The sequence below is a fragment of the Microbacterium lacticum genome (assembly GCF_006716815.1).
Classification (GTDB): domain Bacteria; phylum Actinomycetota; class Actinomycetes; order Actinomycetales; family Microbacteriaceae; genus Microbacterium; species Microbacterium lacticum.
On the sequence record NZ_VFPS01000001.1, the window covers coordinates 952,956 to 971,492 of the forward strand.

The 18,537-nt window shown below is 69.1% G+C and carries 16 protein-coding genes and 2 pseudogenes; 10 read left to right on the plus strand and 8 right to left on the minus strand.

What is annotated here, in order from left to right:
• Window positions 1–95: 95 nt before the first annotated feature.
• Complete coding sequence (locus FHX68_RS04645) at window positions 96–521, minus strand: GlcG/HbpS family heme-binding protein (RefSeq protein ID WP_141381459.1); 426 nt, start codon at window positions 519–521, stop codon at window positions 96–98.
• A gap of 152 nt (window positions 522–673) precedes the next feature.
• Between FHX68_RS04645 and FHX68_RS04650 the strand changes: the two genes are divergently transcribed.
• Together FHX68_RS04650 and FHX68_RS04655 are read left to right on the plus strand one after the other, a co-directional pair.
• The gene (locus FHX68_RS04650; RefSeq protein WP_170214296.1) at window positions 674–1,072 is read left to right on the plus strand and encodes a winged helix-turn-helix transcriptional regulator; all 399 of its coding nucleotides are present in this window, start codon (window positions 674–676) and stop codon (window positions 1,070–1,072) included.
• 137 nt (window positions 1,073–1,209) lie between these two features.
• Window positions 1,210–2,241, plus strand: coding sequence for a zinc-binding alcohol dehydrogenase family protein (locus FHX68_RS04655; protein WP_141381458.1), 1,032 nt, complete (start codon window positions 1,210–1,212; stop codon window positions 2,239–2,241).
• A 32-nt stretch (window positions 2,242–2,273) separates the two neighbouring features.
• On the opposite strand, the gene FHX68_RS04660 is transcribed toward FHX68_RS04655, so the two are convergent.
• A complete protein-coding gene (locus FHX68_RS04660; protein WP_141381457.1) occupies window positions 2,274–2,990 on the minus strand; it encodes an IclR family transcriptional regulator in 717 nt (238 codons plus the stop codon).
• A 125-nt stretch (window positions 2,991–3,115) separates the two neighbouring features.
• Here FHX68_RS04660 and FHX68_RS04665 point away from each other — a divergent pair, with 125 nt between their 5' ends.
• From FHX68_RS04665 to FHX68_RS04685, 5 genes are all read left to right on the plus strand, one after another.
• Window positions 3,116–3,508: a GlcG/HbpS family heme-binding protein gene (locus FHX68_RS04665; RefSeq protein ID WP_141381456.1), complete on the plus strand. Its 393-nt coding sequence runs from the start codon at window positions 3,116–3,118 to the stop codon at window positions 3,506–3,508.
• A 109-nt stretch (window positions 3,509–3,617) separates the two neighbouring features.
• On the plus strand, window positions 3,618–4,793 hold the full coding sequence (locus tag FHX68_RS04670) for an MFS transporter (RefSeq protein WP_141381455.1): 1,176 nt from the start codon (window positions 3,618–3,620) through the stop codon (window positions 4,791–4,793).
• A 178-nt stretch (window positions 4,794–4,971) separates the two neighbouring features.
• On the plus strand, window positions 4,972–5,814 hold the full coding sequence (locus tag FHX68_RS04675) for a helix-turn-helix domain-containing protein (protein ID WP_170214295.1): 843 nt from the start codon (window positions 4,972–4,974) through the stop codon (window positions 5,812–5,814).
• Between the two features lie 218 nt (window positions 5,815–6,032).
• Window positions 6,033–7,112: an ImmA/IrrE family metallo-endopeptidase gene (locus FHX68_RS04680; protein WP_141381453.1), complete on the plus strand. Its 1,080-nt coding sequence runs from the start codon at window positions 6,033–6,035 to the stop codon at window positions 7,110–7,112.
• Window positions 7,112–8,026 (plus strand): bifunctional DNA primase/polymerase, encoded by a 915-nt coding sequence (locus tag FHX68_RS04685; RefSeq protein WP_141920057.1) that lies wholly within the window; start codon window positions 7,112–7,114, stop codon window positions 8,024–8,026. The genes FHX68_RS04680 and FHX68_RS04685 overlap by 1 nt, the downstream gene beginning before the upstream one ends.
• Here FHX68_RS04685 and FHX68_RS04690 read toward each other — a convergent pair.
• On the minus strand, window positions 7,921–9,192 hold the full coding sequence (locus FHX68_RS04690) for an IS110 family RNA-guided transposase (protein ID WP_211345048.1): 1,272 nt from the start codon (window positions 9,190–9,192) through the stop codon (window positions 7,921–7,923). The genes FHX68_RS04685 and FHX68_RS04690 overlap by 106 nt on opposite strands.
• 319 nt (window positions 9,193–9,511) lie before the next feature.
• Between FHX68_RS04690 and FHX68_RS04695 the strand changes: the two are divergent.
• Window positions 9,512–10,306, plus strand: a pseudogene (locus FHX68_RS04695) (IS256 family transposase); the annotation flags it as partial.
• Between the two features lie 39 nt (window positions 10,307–10,345).
• Here FHX68_RS04695 and FHX68_RS04700 read toward each other — a convergent pair.
• Window positions 10,346–11,523, minus strand: a protein-coding gene (locus FHX68_RS04700; RefSeq protein WP_141920053.1) for an IS3 family transposase whose coding sequence is annotated in 2 segments (ribosomal slippage) — window positions 10,346–11,265 and window positions 11,265–11,523 — 1,179 coding nt in all. Because the reading frame shifts where the segments join, the coding sequence is not laid out codon by codon here.
• Between the two features lie 56 nt (window positions 11,524–11,579).
• Here FHX68_RS04700 and FHX68_RS04705 point away from each other — a divergent pair.
• Both FHX68_RS04705 and FHX68_RS04710 read left to right on the plus strand, forming a co-directional pair.
• Window positions 11,580–12,056, plus strand: a pseudogene (locus FHX68_RS04705) (transposase); the annotation flags it as partial.
• Between the two features lie 256 nt (window positions 12,057–12,312).
• On the plus strand, window positions 12,313–13,584 hold the full coding sequence (locus FHX68_RS04710; protein WP_211345047.1) for an IS110 family RNA-guided transposase: 1,272 nt from the start codon (window positions 12,313–12,315) through the stop codon (window positions 13,582–13,584).
• Here the strand turns inward: FHX68_RS04710 and FHX68_RS04715 are convergent.
• The 4 genes from FHX68_RS04715 to dapC form a co-directional block, all read right to left on the minus strand.
• Window positions 13,562–14,260 carry a hypothetical protein gene (locus tag FHX68_RS04715; RefSeq protein WP_170219044.1) on the minus strand — a complete coding sequence of 233 codons (699 nt, stop codon included), beginning with the start codon at window positions 14,258–14,260 and terminating at the stop codon, window positions 13,562–13,564. The genes FHX68_RS04710 and FHX68_RS04715 overlap by 23 nt on opposite strands.
• A 55-nt stretch (window positions 14,261–14,315) precedes the next feature.
• On the minus strand, window positions 14,316–15,920 hold the full coding sequence (locus tag FHX68_RS04720; RefSeq protein WP_141380390.1) for an L-lactate permease: 1,605 nt from the start codon (window positions 15,918–15,920) through the stop codon (window positions 14,316–14,318).
• 95 nt (window positions 15,921–16,015) lie between these two features.
• Window positions 16,016–17,308, minus strand: a complete 1,293-nt coding sequence (locus tag FHX68_RS04725; protein ID WP_141380389.1) for a citrate synthase — start codon at window positions 17,306–17,308, stop codon at window positions 16,016–16,018.
• Window positions 17,309–17,408: 100 nt separating this feature from the next.
• On the minus strand, window positions 17,409–18,533 hold the full coding sequence (gene dapC / locus FHX68_RS04730) for a succinyldiaminopimelate transaminase (protein WP_141380388.1): 1,125 nt from the start codon (window positions 18,531–18,533) through the stop codon (window positions 17,409–17,411).
• Between the last annotated feature and the right edge of the window lie 4 nt (window positions 18,534–18,537).

Genomic DNA, 18,537 nt, shown 5'->3' on the forward strand with positions numbered 1-18,537 from the left:
CCCTTTTTTTTGCGTGATGAAGCTGGGGTGTCGGGGCGGTGACGCGTGTGCCCCGGACTCGGCCGCCCGAGGCACACGCCGTACGTCGCCGCGGATCAAGCGATTGCGGCGAGGGCGGCTGCGGCGACTTCGTGGTCCTGCTCCGGGGAGCCGCCGCCGGCGCCGATGGCGCCGATCACGGTGCCTGCCGCGTCGGTGATCGGGATGCCGCCGGCGACGAACGCGTAGGCGGCGTCGCGGGTGCCGAGGCCGAACAAGGCCTGGCCGGGGTTGACGGCGCCCTGGAGGTCCTGGGTGGGCTGGGCGAAGTGCACCGCGGTGAGCGCCTTGGCGACGCTGGTGCCGATCGAGGCGAGGGCTGCCCCGTCGCCGCGGACCTGGGCGACGAGGTTGCCGCCGCCGTCGAGGATCGCGATGGTGAACGGGACGCCGAGCTCGTCGGCCTTCGCGAAGCCCGCGTCGAGGGCGGCATGGGCGCTCGCCCGGGCCAGGACGACCGGGGAGATGGTGGGAGTGGGCATCGGTGTGCTCCTTCTGATCCAGATGCATGGTTCGTCCCGCACGAGATGTGACGGGTGCTGCGAAGGTAAACAACGAGCCGTAGTTACCGGCAAGGCCTGCTACTATCCGATGGGTATTGCTGTGGTGAAATCAGGCCTGGAGGGCGGGAATCATGACGTTGAGTGACAGCCGGGTACCGATCCGTGAGCGGGTCAAGACGCGCGGGGACGTGTACTCAGCCGACTGTCCCTGCCGGGACCTGCTGGATGTGGTGGCGACCAAGTGGGCCGCCTTGGCGATCGGCGCCCTCGCGGACGGCACTCTTCGCTTCGGGGAGTTGCAGCGGCGGTTGCAGGGGGTGTCCCCGAAGGTGCTGACTGCGACGCTGCGGCGGCTGGAGGATTTCGGGCTCGTGCACCGGGAAGTGATCCCGGCCGTGCCCCTGCATGTCGAGTACTCCCTGACCGACGTCGGGCGCAGCGCCGTCGAACCGGTCTTCGCGCTGCGCGAGTGGGCTGAGTCCCGTTATGCCTTCGCTCTGGCGCACGCGGAACGCGCCGGAGACGCCTGAACGAACGCGGATCGGATGAGAACGCTACCCATTGGGTAGTAGTAGCTCTTGCGGGTAACCACTGGTCACGCGGTTACGGTGAAGGCGTCGGCGTTGTTCCGTGCGCCGCGCCACACCCGTGAGAAGGAGCTTCCGCGATGACGACCATCGAACAGACCATGACGATCCCCGCCGTCGTGTCCCGCGCCGGCGGGTCCGTCGACGGACCCGACAGCCTCATCGACGCCACGATCCCGACCCCGCCCACGCCGACCGGGCACGACCTGCTCGTCGAGGTCAAGGCCGTCTCCGTCAACCCGGTCGACGTGAAGGTGCGCGCCTCCGGGAACCGGGGCGGCACGGACCGTGTGCTCGGCTGGGATGCCGCCGGCACCGTGATCGCCGTCGGTGAGGAGGTCACTCTCTTCCGGCCAGGTGACGACGTGTACTACGCGGGAGCGATCGAACGCCCGGGCTCCTACGCGAGCCGGCAGCTCGTGGATGAGCGCATCGTCGGTCCCAAGCCCACGAGCTTGAGCTACGCCGAGGCTGCGGCGCTGCCGCTGACCGGGATCACGGCGTGGGAGGCGCTGTTCGACAAGCTCGGCCTCACCGAGGACTCCACCGGGACGCTGCTTGTGCTCGGCGCCGCGGGCGGGGTGGGCTCGATCCTGATCCAGCTCGCGAAGGCGCTCACCGGGGTTCGGGTGATCGCCACCGCCTCCCGGCCCGAGTCCCGCGAGTGGGTGCGCTCCCTCGGCGCGGACGTGATCGTCGATCACAGTGCGGATGATCTGGACCGGCAGATTCTCGCCGCCGCCCCCGGCGGGGTGGATTACGTGTTCACATCGCAGAGTAAGGGCCGCATCCCGCTGTTCACGAAGGTCGTGCGCCCGTTCGGGGAGATCGTCGCGATCGACGACGAACGGGACCTCGACTACTTCGCGCTCAAGTCCAAGGCCATCTCGTGGCACTGGGAGTTCATGTTCACCCGTCCCCGCTACGGCTACGACCTCGAAGCCCAGCATCGCGCCCTCACCCGGATCGCCGAGCTCGTCGACGTCGGCCGCATCCGCACCACCCGCACCCGCACCCTCACGCCGATCGATGCGAGCACGCTCCGCGAAGCCCACAGGATCGTGGAGACCGGCCACGCCGTCGGCAAGATCGTGGTCGCGGACCGCGAGTGAAGCCGCGGCGCCGGATGCTCTTGGCCGGGCGGTCAGGTGATGCTCTGGCTCTGGGCGATCATCTGGCGGGCGATGTCGGCCAGCCGGGGGCGGGGCAGGCGGCTGGCTGGGCCGGCGACTCCGATCGCCGCGCCCGGGCCGATGGCGATGGCGATGCAGGAGACCCCGGGGTGGAAGCTGTTCTCGTCGAGCGCGTATCCGCGAACCGCAGCATCGGACACAGCCGCCGCATGCGCCGCCCACGCGGCGGGATCGGTGTCGGCGATCCGTTCGGCGAGCGCGGGGTCGGCGGCAAGCAGGGCGTGTCCGATCGCGGTGCCCAGGAGTGGCTCGCGTTCCCCGGTCGTGACGGTCAGGCGGAGCGGTTCGCTGGATTGCACCGCATCGGCGCACAGATACTCGCTGCCCGCGGCGAAGGCGAGGTAGGCGGTCTCGCCCGTCTGCGTCGACAGCGCCTCCAGCAACGGCCGGACTCGGGTGCGCAGCATCTGCTCCGCCTCGACCCGGGGACGCAGCAGCGCTTCCAGCTTGCCGGTCAGCCGATACGGGCCGCCCCGGTTCGGCTGTTCCACGTAGCCCAGCGTCTCCAGGGAGGCCAGCAGGTTGTGGGCGGTGCTCCGGTTCAGCCCGACGCCGTCCGCCAGGTCGCTCAACCGCAGCCCTTCCGGCGCCGCGGCCAGGTGCTCCACGAGTGCGAACGCGCGCTGGACCGACTGGATGACCCGGCCCGACTCCGACCTTGATTCCATGATGCTGAACTATACCGGACACGAGTGGCATCTGGTTTGACAATCGGGCGAAACCAAAGATAGTTTGTTCATCAAGACGGAATCCATGTAGCCGTCGTCTCACATTCATTCAGCAAGGAGGAATCATGGTTCAGCGTGTGCGTGCGCAGGCGGTGATCGACGCGGTCGTCGCGAAGGCCGACGAGGACGGGCACGGGGTGGCCGTCGCAGTGGTGGATGCCGCCGGGACGCTGGTGGCCTTCGCCCGCACGGACGCGGCCCTGATCGGCCCGGTCGAGGTGGCGCAGAAGAAGGCCCGCACCGCGGCCCTGTTCGGCACCGACAGCATCGACCTCGGCCGGGACGCGCAGCCCGGGGGCGCGATCTACTCGATCGAGCACACCAACGGCGGGCTCATCTCCTTCGGAGGCGGCATCGTCCTCCGCGACGGCGACACGGTTATCGGAGCGGTCGGCGTCGCCGGCGCCACCCTCGACGCCGACGAGGACCTCGCCCGGCTGGGAGCGGCGACCTTCTGACCGCGGAACCCGAATCGCGGAGGCGGGTCGCACCCGAGCGACCCGCCTCCGTTGTCCGCCCGAGTGGCATCGCCCCTCACTTCCTCCGCAGAAAGCGAGACAGACACCCATGATCCGGCTTCTCTCCTTGACCGTCGCCGCGTTCGCGATCGGCATCAGCGAGTTCGTCCTCGTCGGGCTGCTGCCCACCATCGCCGCAGAGACCGGCGTGAACGTCGGCACCGCAGGCCTGCTGGTCACGTTCTACGCCCTGGCGATCACCGTGCTCTCACCCGTGCTGACGAGCTGGCTCAGCCGCTACGACTCCCGCTGGGCGCTCGTCGCCCTCATGATCGCCTTCGCCGCCGGGAACGTCCTCGTCGCCACCGCTGGAGGCTTCACCGGGCTGCTGCTCGGCCGCATCCTCGCCGGAGCCGCCCACGGCACCGTGTTCGCCCTGGGAGCCCCGGCCGCCGCCGCGCTCGTCCCGAAGGACAAGGCCGCCCACGCCATCTCCCTGATGTTCCTCGGCCTCACCGGCGCGATGGTCATCGGCGTCCCCCTGGGCACCATCATCGGCACCGCCGTCGGCTGGCGCACCACGTTCCTCATCGTCGCCGCGTTGGGCGCGATCGCAGCATTCGCCATCGCGGCGCTCATCCCCTCCACCCGCACCGGCGAGTCGGTGAGCCTGCGCGAACAGCTCTCCCTGCTGCGAGACCGGCCGATCGCGATGACCTACCTCGTCACCGGCCTTGGGTTCGGCGCGACTTTCGCCGTGTTCACTTACCTCGAACCCCTTCTCACCGGCGACGCCGGCTACACCGCCACCGGGGTGACCCTCGCGCTGTTCCTGTTCGGCGGCGCGACCGTGATCGGCAACCTCGCCGGCGGAGCCCTGGCCGACCGCCTGGGCACCACACGGGTCATACGCATCGCCCTCATAGGGCTCATCGTCAGCTTCATCGGCGTGCTGGCCACCTCGTCCAGCACAGTAGGGATCGCCATCGTGATCGCCGTATGGGGCGTGTTCGCGTTCCTCATCTCACCCCCCGTGCAGACCCACGCCGTCGCCCTCGCCAGCGGCCGCGGCCCCGGCGCCGAGAAGGCAGCCAGCGGGCTGAACATCGCCGCCTTCAACGCCGGAATCGCCCTCGCCTCCTGGGCCGGCGGCGTGATCGTGGAATCCGCGGGCGTCACACGCACCCCATGGGCCGCCCTCGCCCTGTCGATCCTCGCTCTCGTCGCCAGCTTCGGCATCAACCGCGCCTTCGCGGCCGCCCGGTCCGCCCGCGTCGAGGCGTGAACAGCGTGACGCGGCCGATCAGCGGCGGCGGGAACCCTTCCAGCAAGGGCACAGCGGCACCGCCGTCAGAGGGGGGTGGATGCATGTGCCGGAGCCTCACGGCCTGCACCGTGTGCGTCCACCGTTCACGGCGCACTGCCACGCTCTCACGCAGACGATCGAGTCCGCCGGCGACTGCGTGACGATCGTCGTCGTGCGGCGGGGCGGTGCGACCATCGCCGGAGACGCCGGCGGAAGGTTCGTGCGGACAGGGGACGTCATCGTGATGACGGCGTCGGACGCCTCCCTGCGTGCGGAGCCTGAGCCTTGTTCGACAGCGACAACCCTGCGTGTCGATTGCGCCTATCTGAGTGATCAGGCGTTCTGGCAACACGCTGGCATCTTCTCCGACCGCCTCGACGCCAAGCGCATGCTAGAAGCCCGCCCGGGCAGTTCCATCCAGATCGTGCGGGTCAGCGAGAGCCGCAATGAGCGGATCGGATCGTGGCTGGACGAGCTTGTCTTCCTCAGCGCGGAGGGGTTGCCCTCCGCCCGGTTCTATCGGGCGCAGTCGATCTTGTTCTCTGTGCTGCACGCGGTCGTTCCCGATCTGACGCTGATCCAGCACGGTGAGCGCGTCGCGCAGCGGGGCGGTGCGCATTCGGGGAACGCAGGGGTGCGCATGCACCTCCCTTACAGAACAGAGGCGCGTCTCGTCGCGGAGCTGTTGCGAGACGATCTGCGGCGTCGACGGACGCTGGACGAGCTGGCGCGCACCGTCCATCTCTCACCATCACAGCTCAACCGCGTCTTCGTGCAAGCGTTCGGTCGACCACCGATCGCCTACCTGACGATGCTTCGGGTGGAGCGGATGGCGCTTCTGCTTCGCACGACCGACCTGACCGTTTCCGCGATCGCCGCGGAGGTCGGATGGGGCAGCGCCGACTTCGCCGCGCGGCAGTTCCGCCGCAGCCAAGGCGTCAGTCCGACGCGCTACCGAGCCGGACTCGATCTGCCTGCTCTCGGGGATACGCCCGACTGATCTTCGCAACGATCCCACCGATCAGCGCGGGATGGCCCGCTATCGCTTCTGCGAGCTTTCTTTGCCAGGTAGACCGGGCTAGACACGTCGGGTTCATCGGAGCCTGGCGGTCGCCACTGTCCGTTCCGTCCGTCCTCGTCTCCTGATCTTCCCGGCGCACCTCATGGTCGCAAGGGTCAACGGCTCGCGCCGCTGGCCTCGCCGGGAGGAGGTCGATTGTGGCGACGAACGAGGAGGCTCGGGCTGTGCGGGATGCGAAGCTCGATGAGCTGCACGAGCGCCTGACGGCCGCGGTGGAACAGCTCGTCACCGGGGAGGACTGGAAGCGTGCTCTGGAGTTCGCGGCCCGGTTCCGGGCGCGGTCGTTCCGTAACACGCTGCTGATCTTCGCCCAGCACGAAGCTGCGTTCCAGGCTGGCCGCGTGCCTGGCCCGGTCCCGTCGTATGTCGCCGGGTACAAGCAATGGCAGGCGCTCGGCAGGAACGTTCGGGGTGGCGAGCCGGGGTATCGCAGCTTCGCCCCGGTTACGGGCCGATTCGCGTCCTCGACCCCGCTGGACTCCGGTTCGTGGCGGCGGCTGGACAGGTTCGAGAAGCCTAAGCCCGGCGAGGTCGTGCGCTCGCGCATGGTCGGATCGAAGGCCGCGTACGTCTGGGACGTCGCGCTCACCGGCGGTGTTCCGATCCCGGAGCGCCCGACCGTCGCGCCGCTCACGGGCGAGGCGCCCGACGGATTGTGGGAGGGTCTGGTGGCGCTGATCGAGGCCGAGGGGTTCGCCGTCCGGCGCGTCCCGGACGCCGCCGCCATTGAGGGCGCGTATGGGCTGACGCAGTACCGGACCCGCACCGTGTCGGTGCGGGAGGACCTCTCGTCGGCCGAGCAAGCGGTGACGCTCGTGCATGAGCTGGCGCATGTGCGGATGCACGGCCCCGACAACGAGGATGGCACGCGGCACCGTGGCATCCGGGAGGTCGAGGCGGAGTCGGTGGCGGTGATGGTCGCCGCCGCGCACGGCATGGAGGCGACCGCCCCCTCCGCGGCCTACGTCTCCGACTGGGCGGCGACGGTGACGGACAAGTCCCCCGTGGACGTGGTGCAGGAGACCGGCGAGAAGGTTCGCAACGCCGCAGGCGCCATCCTCGATGCCATCTCGACCGTGCAGGCCGGCACGGGCGACCCGCCCGGCCTGACCCGCAACGCTTCGCCGCCGCTGGAGCGGGCCGGCCGGGCACTCGCACCCGTTGCGGAGCCGCGTCCCGCATCCGCATCGACCGCCCGTTCGGTGAGGGGGCTGTGATGAGCGTCGCCAGCGTCCTCGGCTCCGTGTCGGCCCTTCCGCTATCGCAGGCCGCCGTGCGGCTCGCGGCAGCCGGGGTGCCGGTGTTCCCGTGCGTGCCCGGCGCGAAGAACCCGCTGCTGAAGCCCGACGAGGACAACCCGCAGGCGCAGCCCGGCGGGTTCCACGCGGCAACCACCGATGCCCGTCGGGTCGCGGCGTGGTGGCGGCGTTGGCCGGCCGCGAACATCGGCGTCCCGACCGGTGCCGCCTCCGGGGTCGAGGTCGTCGATGTGGACCGCAAGCCCGGCGGTGACGGGTTCGCGGCGTTCGAGCGCGCCCGCCGCGCCGGGCTGGTGCCGGGGTGGCTGGCGGTGGTGCGTTCCGCGTCGGGCGGGGCGCACTTCTACTTCCCGGCCGACCCGGACCGGCCGCAGCGGTCGTGGCAGGCGGCGACGGCGCATGTGGACTTCCGTGGCGACGGCGGCTACATCATCGTCCCACCCTCGGCCGTCGGCGGCGCCGGCTCCTACGAGCTCGTCGCCGGCGCCGATCGTGCGCCTGGCCCGGTTGATGCGGCCCGGCTGCGGGACTTCCTCGACCCGCGCCCCGAGCCCACCCCGCACCGCGTGAGCGGGCCGATCCGTTCTAGGGATGCGGCGCGGCTGGCCGCCTGGGTCGCGATGCGTGCCGAGGGCGAGCGCAACCGCGGCCTGTTCTGGGCGTCCTGCCGTCTCGCGGAGGCCGGCCTGTCGCTGCCTGAGATGGTCGACGCGCTTGCGCCTGCCGGCAAAGGTCAAGTCCCGTGGTGTGGATGCTCCTATTGCTGTCAAGCGGCCAGTGGCGGGCTGATCTGCTCCAGGGTGGCGGTCGCTCGGGCCTCGAGTTCAGGGTCGGCGCGAGTGCCGATCTCGAGTCGTCGGAGCCGCTGGTAGGGGACGCCGAGAGTGGCGGCGAGAACGCTGATCGGGATGCCTTTCGCTTGTCGGCGTGCTCGGAGTTCGCGCCCGACGGGATTGTCGGTGGCGGGATTGAGCAGAGCGGCATAGATCTCGTTCGCGACGTGTCGTTTGAGGCAGCGCATGATGTCACGGTCGGTGAGTTGCTCCGAACGACGCCTCTCGAAGTGGGCCATCGTCCGAGGCTCGCGATGCCGCATGCGCAACAGCACAATCCGGTGCAGCGCGGCGTTCGCGTGCCGGTTCCCGCCGCGAGAGAGTCGATGCCGTGTGCGTTGTCCGGAGGAGGCGGGGATCGGGGCGACACCGGCGAGAGCGGCGAAGCTGGCGCGGGTTCCGAGCCGCTCGGGGTTGTCGCCCGCGGCGACCAGGAGCGTCGCTGCGGTGACAGGACCGACTCCGCTCAGGGACAGCAGCGTGGGGTTGACCTGCCGGACGAGCATCTCCAACTGTTGTTCTATCAGGTCGGTCTCGGCTTGCATCGTGAGGTGTCGGACCGCGAACCGTCGCAGTGTCTGCCGGGCGACGACCGCGGGATCGGGGGACGTGATTGTTCCGGGCCGAGTCTTGGCGAGCGTGTTCACCAGACGCGGCCCGCTGAGAGCGCGGAACGCCTGTCGCACGAGCTCGGGTGCGGTGATCAGCAGCGCGTGGATCTGGTTCATCACTTGCGCTCTGGCCTTGGCCGTCGAGCGCCGCTCTGCGAGGAGGATCCGCATCGACTCGACCGCGCCATCACCAGACTTTGGGATCGCGGTGTCCGTTCCTGAGAGGACAGCGACCGCTGCCTGGTGGGCGTCGAGGGGGTCGGACTTGCCGCGACGACGGCGGGCTTGCCGGTCCTGTCGCGCGACTTCGATGACGGTCAGCCCCGCCGTGGTCAGCGCGCGTGCGAGGCCAGCCCCGTACGACCCCGTTCCCTCCACCCCGATACGGACGACATCACCGTGCGCGTGGAGGAACGCGACGATCTGCGCGTAACCGCGACCGTCGGCACGGAACTCTCGGTCCGCGACAGGTCGGCCCACGAGATCGAGGATCGCGACGTGATGCGTGTTCTTGTGCGTGTCGACCCCGGCGACCAACTCGGAGCCTGGTGGCAACGGGTTGGTCAGCGGCGGGTCGAGTGTCATGCTCGTCATTGACGGGATTCCCTTCCAATGGTGATGAACGTCACCGCGGGTCGGGTGAGTGCAGACAGCACAAAGGTGAGACGACTTTCCGGTCAGGCTCCTATCAAGTCATGTGCCCGCCCGGCCCGCAGCGACCCCGGCGTCGACGGACAGATCCACAAAAAGACAGCCGCGAACGGCGTCCGTGTAATTTCGGGTCACGCCGGCGCCGGAGCCGAATCCATCATCTCTGTGTCAATTCCCGCGGGGTTCTCGTCGTCGTAGACGTTGAAGGGCCACCGTGGGATGACCAGTTGTTTCCGGCAAGAAGCAAAGCAGAGATCCCACGATGACCCAGTACCAGTCTGCCCTTTCGACCCTGATCGGCGAAGTCCTCGCCGATCCCGAGCTCGCGCATCAGGACGTGTTCCGCCGGATGCTGCAGGCCGGGCTGCAAGACCTCGTCGACGCGGAAGCAACGGCGAAGATCGGCGCCGCCCGTTACGAGCGTTCCCCGGAGCGGACGACCCGCCGCAACGGCACCCGCCCGAAGACGCTCGCCACCCCGGCCGGGGAGGTGGACCTTCAGCTCCCGAAGCTGCGGGAGGGGTCGTTCTTCCCCTCGCTGCTGCACCCGCGGCGGCGGGTCGACAAGGCGCTCTACGCGGTGATCTGCCAGGCCTGGATCGACGGGGTGTCCACCCGCAAGGTCGAGCATCTGGTCCGCGCGTTGGGCAACGACACCGGCATCTCCCGCTCGACGGTATCGCGGATCTGCGGCGAGATCGACGAAGCGGTCCACGAGTTCTTGCACCGGCGGATCGATCACACCTGGTTCCCTTACCTGTTCCTCGACGCCACCTACCTCGACGTCCGCCATCGCGGCCGGGTCGTCTCGCAGGCCCTCGTCGTCGCGACCGGTGTCAGCGGCGAAGGCCGGCGGGAGATCCTCGGAATGGCGCTGGGCGACGCGGAGACGACGGACTTCTGGACCGAGTTCCTCCGCTCGCTGCGCGAGCGCGGACTGAAGGTCGCGACCGATGCCGACCCGCTCGGCGCAATCCTGGTCACCTCCGACGCGCACGCCGGCCTGAAAGCCGCGGTCAAAGCGATCCTGCCTGGCACGGGATGGCAGAGATGCCGTGGGCTGTGTCAAGCTTCGTAGACGATCTCTTTGTGGATTTCAGGCCGCGGTTGCGGTCTGGGCGTAGTAGGCGGCCCGGGTCTCGGCGGGGGTGCGGTAGCCGAGGGTGGAGTGCAGCCGGCGGCGGTTGTAGAACACCTCTATGTACTGCATCACGGCGAATCTCGCTCGCCGCCGGGTCGCGAAGGACTGCCGGTAGTACATCTCGTTCTTGAGCATCGAGAACCACGATTCGGCGACCGAGTTGTCCCAGCACACCCCGGTCCTTCCCACCGACAACCGCACCCCGAAACGGCCCGCGAGCTTGGCGTACTCGTCAGAGGTGTACTGGCTTCCGCGGTCCGAGTGGAACAGAGCGCCCGACTCGATGCGCCCGTGGGTATGGGCCATCGTGAGGGCGTCGCCGATCAGCTCGGTGCGCATGTGCTCAGCCATCGACCAGCCCACGACCTCACGGTTGAACAGGTCGATCACCGTCGCCAGATACAGCCACCCTTCCCCGGTGCGCAGGTAGGTGATGTCGCCGACGAAGCGGACCCCGGGCCGGTCGGCGGTGAAGTCCCGCTTGAGCAGATCGGGGCGGGTCACCACGTCGTCGGCGGGGATCGTGGTGCGCTTCTTGGAGCGGGGCTGGATCCCGAAGATCCCCGCCTCCCGCATGATCTTGCGGACCAGACCCTCCGACGCGGCGATCCCGCGGCGAGACAATTCGGCGAGCACCCGCCGGAACCCGTTCACCCCGTGCGAGTCGTCGTGGATCTGCGTGATCACACCAGACAGCCACACCCTCCGCGCCGTGGTCGGCGGGATCGTGTCCCGCCGCTTCGCCCACGCGTAGTAGCCGGCGCGTGAGACGCTGAGCAGGCGCGCCATCAGCTCGATCGTGAAGGTGGCCTTCTCCGCGTGCATCAGCGTGAACTTCTCGCTCACCGCTGCTCCTTCGCGAAGAAGGCCGCGGCTTTTTTCAAGAACGCGTTCTCCTCCGCGAGCCGCCGGTTCTCCGCTTCCAACCGTGCGATCCGCGCGGCCTCCACCGGTGGCGGCGCCGTCTCCGGGTCGGGGTGCTGGGCCCGATACGCCTTCACCCAGTACCCGAGCGAGCTCTCGTTGATCTCCAACTCCCGCGCGACCTGCGCGATCGGGCGGCCGCCCTGCACGACGAGCTGGACCGCGTCGGCCTTGAACTCCTCAGTGAACTTCCTGCGATTCGTAGACATCTCTGCCTGTCGTTCCTTCCTGGTAACGACCGTCTACAAGAAGTGTCACACCCCACCGGGTCCATTTCGCTCGCAACGTCACCCAGAAGATTGGCTCCGCCCGCTCCAAGCCGGTCAACGCACTGATCTCCACGATCTTCGCGCAGACCACCACCGAAGCCGTCACCGCCCAATACCAGGCCGTCACCGACAGCCTCCGCGGCTCATTCCCCGAGATCGCCGCCATGCTCGAGGCCGCCGAACCGGACATGACCGGGTTCGCGGCGCTGCCCCGCGAGCACTGGCAGAAAGTCTGGTCAAACAATCCCATCGAGCGGCTGAACCGGGAGATCAAACGCCGCGCCGACGTCGTCCAGATCTTCCCCGACCAGGGCAGCGTCACCCGCCTCATCGGCGCCGTCCTCCAAGAACAGCACGAGGAATGGCAATACGGCGAACGTCGCTACTTCTCCGACATCTCCATGCGCAAACTCGTCCACACCCTCCACGAACACACCGAACCCGCCCGCCCCGAGCTCTACCTCACCGCCTGACCACCACCCACCCCAGGAAGCAACGGAATGACACAGAGATGATGGATTCGGCTCCGGCGCCGGCGTGACCCGAAATTACACGGACGCCGTTCGCGGCTGTCTTTTTGTGGATCTGTCCGTCGACGCCGGGGTCGCTGCGGGCCGGGCGGGCACATGACTTGATAGGAGCCTGACCGGAAAGTCGTCTCACCTTTGTGCTGTCTGCACTCACCCGACCCGCGGTGACGTTCATCACCATTGGAAGGGAATCCCGTCAATGACGAGCATGACACTCGACCCGCCGCTGACCAACCCGTTGCCACCAGGCTCCGAGTTGGTCGCCGGGGTCGACACGCACAAGAACACGCATCACGTCGCGATCCTCGATCTCGTGGGCCGACCTGTCGCGGACCGAGAGTTCCGTGCCGACGGTCGCGGTTACGCGCAGATCGTCGCGTTCCTCCACGCGCACGGTGATGTCGTCCGTATCGGGGTGGAGGGAACGGGGTCGTACGGGGCTGGCCTCGCACGCGCGCTGACCACGGCGGGGCTGACCGTCATCGAAGTCGCGCGACAGGACCGGCAAGCCCGCCGTCGTCGCGGCAAGTCCGACCCCCTCGACGCCCACCAGGCAGCGGCCGCTGTCCTCTCAGGAACGGACACCGCGATCCCAAAGTCTGGTGATGGCGCGGTCGAGTCGATGCGGATCCTCCTCGCAGAGCGGCGCTCGACGGCCAAGGCCAGAGCGCAAGTGATGAACCAGATCCACGCGCTGCTGATCACCGCACCCGAGCTCGTGCGACAGGCGTTCCGCGCTCTCAGCGGGCCGCGTCTGGTGAACACGCTCGCCAAGACTCGGCCCGGAACAATCACGTCCCCCGATCCCGCGGTCGTCGCCCGGCAGACACTGCGACGGTTCGCGGTCCGACACCTCACGATGCAAGCCGAGATCGACCTGATAGAACAACAGTTGGAGATGCTCGTCCGGCAGGTCAACCCCACGCTGCTGTCCCTGAGCGGAGTCGGTCCTGTCACCGCAGCGACGCTCCTGGTCGCCGCGGGCGACAACCCCGAGCGGCTCGGAACCCGCGCCAGCTTCGCCGCTCTCGCCGGTGTCGCCCCGATCCCCGCCTCCTCCGGACAACGCACACGGCATCGACTCTCTCGCGGCGGGAACCGGCACGCGAACGCCGCGCTGCACCGGATTGTGCTGTTGCGCATGCGGCATCGCGAGCCTCGGACGATGGCCCACTTCGAGAGGCGTCGTTCGGAGCAACTCACCGACCGTGACATCATGCGCTGCCTCAAACGACACGTCGCGAACGAGATCTATGCCGCTCTGCTCAATCCCGCCACCGACAATCCCGTCGGGCGCGAACTCCGAGCACGCCGACAAGCGAAAGGCATCCCGATCAGCGTTCTCGCCGCCACTCTCGGCGTCCCCTACCAGCGGCTCCGACGACTCGAGATCGGCACTCGCGCCGACCCTGAACTCGAGGCCCGAGCGACCGCCACCCTGGAGCAGATCAGCCCGCCACTGGCCGCTTGACAGCAATAGGAGCATCCACACCACGGGACTTGACCCGGGTCCATCCGAATCCGTCCTCGACGTACGGGATGCCGGCGGGCAGGCCCGAGCTCAGAACACCGGTCGTGTGCGGCGCACCCCACGGGTGCGACCACCAATCCCCGCTCCACCCGGCCGTCGGGTCGGCCGGTCGGTCGATGCGGGCGCGCGACTCCCCGGCTTCGGTGCGTTCACGCCACCGCTGCACGCCACCCGGCGCGGGGTCGAACGGCGCTCCGTCACCGTCCGGATCGAACTCGACCGCCCACTGCTCGATGCTGCGGTCGCGCTGCCACCATGCGGCATCCGGCCGCCGGGCCAGGCCCGCGCCGACATCGGCCAGTGCCGAGGTGACGACGGGATCGGCGGCCACGAGATCGTCGCCGTCAGCCGCCTGCCAGTACCGGGCGGTGTCGACCGACCGCCGCACCGACTCCACCAGCTCCTCCCCGTCGGGACGCAGCGACCCGAGAGCCCGGATCGCGTCGGCGAGCTGCTCCGGTGACGGCACGGACGGCGTCTGCCCACCGTCGTCCCCCACGCGACGGAAGGTCAAGCGCGTCACTGCCGCGCCCGCGGCCACGTCGGCCCGGTACGCGAGCTCGAACAATCCGCGACGCATCTCTTCCGGCAGAAGGTCTCGAACCAGCTCGATCACGACGCGCCGTCCGCGTGGGCCGTCGCACAGCCGGGAACTCATCGCCTCCTCCACCTCACGTCACCAGCGACAGCACGAAGCTCCACACGCACACGAACGCGAGCATGCCGAGGCTGTAGAGGATGGATGCCCGGAGGATCTCGCTCTCTCGACCGGACAGACCCACCGCACCCGCCGCGATCGCGATCGACTGCGGCGAGATGACCTTGGCCGTGTTGCCGCCGGCGGTGTTGGCGGCCACGAAGAGCGACGGGTCGACCGACAGCTTGTCGGCGGTCGCGACCTGCAGCGGCGCGAAGAGCGTGTTGTTGTTGACGACCGACCCGGTGAGGAAGACGCCGATCCACCCGATGATCGGGGCGAGGAGCGGGAAGACCGGACCGGCGGCCGCCAGCGCGTAGCCCATCGCGGTCGAGGCGCCCGCGTAGTTCGCGATGTTCGCGAGCATGAGGATCAGCGCGATCAGCACCAGCGCGCGCCAGAGCTCGGTGAGGGTGTTGCGCAGCTCGCGCCAGAGATCGGAGGCGCGCAGCGTCGCGGTGGTGAAGAAGGTCACGAGCACCGCGAGGAGGATGGCGGTGCCGGTCGCATTCAGCGGGGTGAAGCTCCAGGTCGCTGTGACGACGCTCCCCGACGAGGTCGTGACCTCGCCCGTGAGCCCCGGGATGGGCACCGACAGGACGCTTGCGGACAGCGCGCCGCCCGCGGCGAACAGATCTTTGAAGACGGGCAGGCTCCACACGAGGATGAACGCCGTCAAGATGTAGAACGGACTCCACGCCGCCGCGATCTCGCGCAACGAGTGGCGCTCCGGCTCCGGCGCCGTCCCCCCGTCTTCGCGGTAGGTCCGCGTGGGCTGCCAGACGCGCCCGAACAGGAAGATGGCGACCATCGCGGCGAGGCCGGCACCGAGGTCGGCGAGTTCCGGGCCGAGGAACCAGAGGACGGATGCCTGGACACCGCTGAAGACCAGGGTGACCACGAGCGCCATCGGCCAGGTCTCGCGCAGGCCCCGCCGCCCATCGAGGATCGCCACGAGGACGAAGGGGATGACGAGGGTCAGCGGCTGGAGCATGAGCACCATGGCGCGGGAGAGCTCCAGCACGTCGAGCCCGCTCACCTGCGCCCCGACGATGACGGGGATGCCGATTGCGCCGTACGCCCCGGCGCCCGCATTCGCGACGAGTGAGATCATCGCGGCCTTCACCGGCCGGAATCCGAGCTGGACGAGAAGCGCCGCACAGATCGCGATCGGCACGCCGAACCCCGCGGCACCCTCGAGGAACCCGCCGAACGCGAAGCTGATGAGGAGCACCTGGACGCGCTGGTCGGGCGAGACCCCGCCGATGGAGGCTCGGATGACGTCGAAGCGACCACTCGCATCGGCGAGTTTGTACAGCCAGACCGCCATCACGATGATGTAGGCGATGGGCCAGATCGCGGTCAGCAGACCGAGCAGCCCCGCGCCCGCGACGGCTGTGGCGGGCATGTGGAACGGCAGCATCGCGACGACGATCTGGGTCGCCAGGGCGACGAGCGCGGCGGTGATGCCGCTCAGCTTGAAGACGACGAGGCCGGCGAGGAACACGACGATCGGGATCGCCGCGACGAGCGCGGAGAGCCACAGCGACCCGAACGGATCGACGGTCTGCGTCCACATGGCCGACCTCCTTCTGGCGCCGCGCCGAAGGCGACGGGGCGCGAGGCCAGACTAGAGCACTCGACCGCTGCGCGTGCGGAGGTCGCGCCCGCCGGTCAGACGCCCGGGTAGTTCCGCTCGCCGGCGCCGATGTAGAGCTGCTGCGGGCGGCCGATCTTGGTCTGCGGGTCGTTCTGCATCTCGGTCCAGTGCGCGAGCCAGCCGGGAAGGCGGCCGATCGCGAACAGCGGCGTGAACATGCGGGTGGGGAATCCCATCGCCTTGTAGATGACGCCGGTGTAGAAGTCGACGTTCGGGTAGAGCCGGCGCTCCTTGAAGTAGTCGTCCTCGAGGGCGACCTGCTCGAGCTCCTGCGCGAGGTCGAGCAGCGGATCGTGCACGCCCAGCTCGGCGAGGATCTCGTCGGCCGACTCCTTGACGAGCTTCGCGCGGGGGTCGTAATTCTTGTAGACGCGGTGCCCGAAGCCCATCAGCTTCACGCCGTCTTCCTTGTTCTTCACGCGCTCGACGAAGCGCTGCACGCTCTCGCCCGAGTCGCGGATGCGCGCCAGCATGTCGAGCACGGCTTCGTTCGCGCCGCCGTGCAGCGGCCCGTACAGTGCGTTGATGCCGGCCGAGATCGACGAGAACTGGTTGGCACCCGTCGAGCCGACGAGGCGCACCGTCGAGGTCGACGCGTTCTGCTCGTGGTCCTCGTGCAGGATCAGCAGACGCTCGAGCGCGCGCGAGGTGACCGGGTTCACCTCGTACACCTCGGCCAGGTTGCCGAAGTTCAGCTTCAGGAAGTTGTCGACGAAGCTCAGCGAGTTGTCCGGGTAGAGGAACGCCTGACCGATCGACTTCTTGTGCGCATACGCGGCGATCACGGGCAGCTTCGCCAGCAGACGGATCGTGTTCAGCTCGACGTGCTCGGGGTTGTCGGGGTCGGACTGGCCCTCGTAATAGGTCGAGAGCGCCGCGGTCGCGGCCGAGAGCACCGACATCGGGTGCGCCGTGTGCGGCAGCGACGAGAAGAAGCGCTTGAGATCCTCGTGCAGCAGCGTGTGGTGGCGGATCTTGTCGTCCCACTCGCCCAGCTGGTCGGTCGTCGGCAGTTCGCCGTAGAGCAGCAGCCAGGCCACCTCGAGGTAGGTGCTGTTCTTCGCGAGCTGCTCGATCGGGTACCCGCGGTAGCGGAGGATCCCCTGGTCGCCGTCGATGAACGTGATCGCCGACTTAGTGGCCGCGGTGTTCACGAAGCCATAGTCGAGCGCGGTGTGCCCCGTCTGCTTCGTGAACGTCGCGAAGTCGACGCTGGGAACGCCCTCGGTGCCGGCGAGGATCGGCAGCTCGGCGGTCTTGTCGCCGACGGTGACGGTCGCGGTCTGGGGGGTGCCCGTGTCGCTCACGAAGCCTCCTTGCAGTGGTCGAGGGATCCTTTACAGCCTAGTAGTCGTCGCGGCCTACTCAGATCTCCGCCAAAGGACGGCCGGATGCCTCCGAGGAAACCTACGAAGTCTGCGAAGCCTGCGCCGCCGACAGTCGCCGCGCGGCTTCCGCGATGCGCTCGTCGGTCGCGGTGAGCGAGAACCGCACGTGCTGCGGGTAGTGCTCGCCGTAGAAGTGCCCGGGGCCGGCCAGGATGCCGCGCTCCGCGAGCGCGCCCATCGTGTCCCAGGCATCCCGACCCTCGGTCGCCCAGAGGTACAGCCCGCCCTCGGAGTGGTCGATGCGGAATCCGGCGTTCTCGAGCGCGGGCTTCAGCACCTCGCGGCGGGCACGGTAGCGCTCCCGCTGCGCCGCGACGTGCGCGTCGTCGCCGAGCGCCGCCGTCATCGCCGCCTGCACAGGGGCCGGCAGCATGAGCCCGAGGTGCTTCCGCACCGTGAGCAGGCTCGCGACGAGCGTCGCGTCGCCGGCGAGGAACGCGGCGCGATACCCTGCGAGGTTCGACTGCTTGCTGAGCGAATACACCGACAGGATGCCTCGGCGATCGCCGTCCGTCACGCGGGGGTCGAGGATGCTCGGCACGGGCTCGCTCGCCCAGGCACCGTCCCATCCGAGCTCCGCGTAGCACTCGTCGGAGGCGATGACCGCGCCGAGCTCGCGCGCCCGGGCGACGGCGGCGCGGAGCGCCTCGACGTCGAGCACCCGCCCGTCGGGGTTGCCGGGCGTGTTCAGCCAGACGAGGCGCGTCCCCTCCGGCCAGGTCGCCGGGTCGTCTGCGGCGACGGGCGTGGCGCCGACGAGCTTCGCGCCGACGGCGTAGGTCGGATACGCCGCGCGGGGGTGCACGACGATGTCACCCTCAGCGAGTCCGAGCAGCAGCGGCAGCAGCGCGACGAGCTCCTTCGAGCCGACGGTGGGGAGCACCTCCGAGGCATCCAGCCCCGGCACGCCCCGCCGGCGCGCATACCAGGCGGCGATCGCCTCGCGCAGGGCCGGGGTGCCGACCGTCTGCGGGTACGCGTGCGCGTCGGTCGCGGCGCGGAGGGCGTCGGCGACGACGGCGGGCGTCTCATCGACGGGCGAGCCGATCGACAGGTCGACGAGGCCGCCGGGGTGCTCCGCGGCGCGGCGCGCGTAGGGAGCGACGGCGTCCCACGGGTACTCGTCGAGGTCGCGGACGGCCATCCGA

What these genes read in the sequence shown, in the direction of transcription:
- FHX68_RS04645 (WP_141381459.1), bottom strand. Translation starts at nt 521, where the DNA reads ATGCCCACTCCCACCATCTCCCCGGTCGTCCTGGCCCGGGCGAGCGCC.
- FHX68_RS04650 (WP_170214296.1), top strand. Translation starts at nt 674, where the DNA reads ATGACGTTGAGTGACAGCCGGGTACCGATCCGTGAGCGGGTCAAGACG.
- FHX68_RS04655 (WP_141381458.1), top strand. Translation starts at nt 1,210, where the DNA reads ATGACGACCATCGAACAGACCATGACGATCCCCGCCGTCGTGTCCCGC.
- FHX68_RS04660 (WP_141381457.1), bottom strand. Translation starts at nt 2,990, where the DNA reads ATGGAATCAAGGTCGGAGTCGGGCCGGGTCATCCAGTCGGTCCAGCGC.
- FHX68_RS04665 (WP_141381456.1), top strand. Translation starts at nt 3,116, where the DNA reads ATGGTTCAGCGTGTGCGTGCGCAGGCGGTGATCGACGCGGTCGTCGCG.
- FHX68_RS04670 (WP_141381455.1), top strand. Translation starts at nt 3,618, where the DNA reads ATGATCCGGCTTCTCTCCTTGACCGTCGCCGCGTTCGCGATCGGCATC.
- FHX68_RS04685 (WP_141920057.1), top strand. Translation starts at nt 7,112, where the DNA reads ATGAGCGTCGCCAGCGTCCTCGGCTCCGTGTCGGCCCTTCCGCTATCG.
- FHX68_RS04690 (WP_211345048.1), bottom strand. Translation starts at nt 9,192, where the DNA reads ATGACGAGCATGACACTCGACCCGCCGCTGACCAACCCGTTGCCACCA.
- FHX68_RS04710 (WP_211345047.1), top strand. Translation starts at nt 12,313, where the DNA reads ATGACGAGCATGACACTCGACCCGCCGCTGACCAACCCGTTGCCACCA.
- FHX68_RS04720 (WP_141380390.1), bottom strand. Translation starts at nt 15,920, where the DNA reads ATGTGGACGCAGACCGTCGATCCGTTCGGGTCGCTGTGGCTCTCCGCG.
- dapC (WP_141380388.1), bottom strand. Translation starts at nt 18,533, where the DNA reads ATGGCCGTCCGCGACCTCGACGAGTACCCGTGGGACGCCGTCGCTCCC.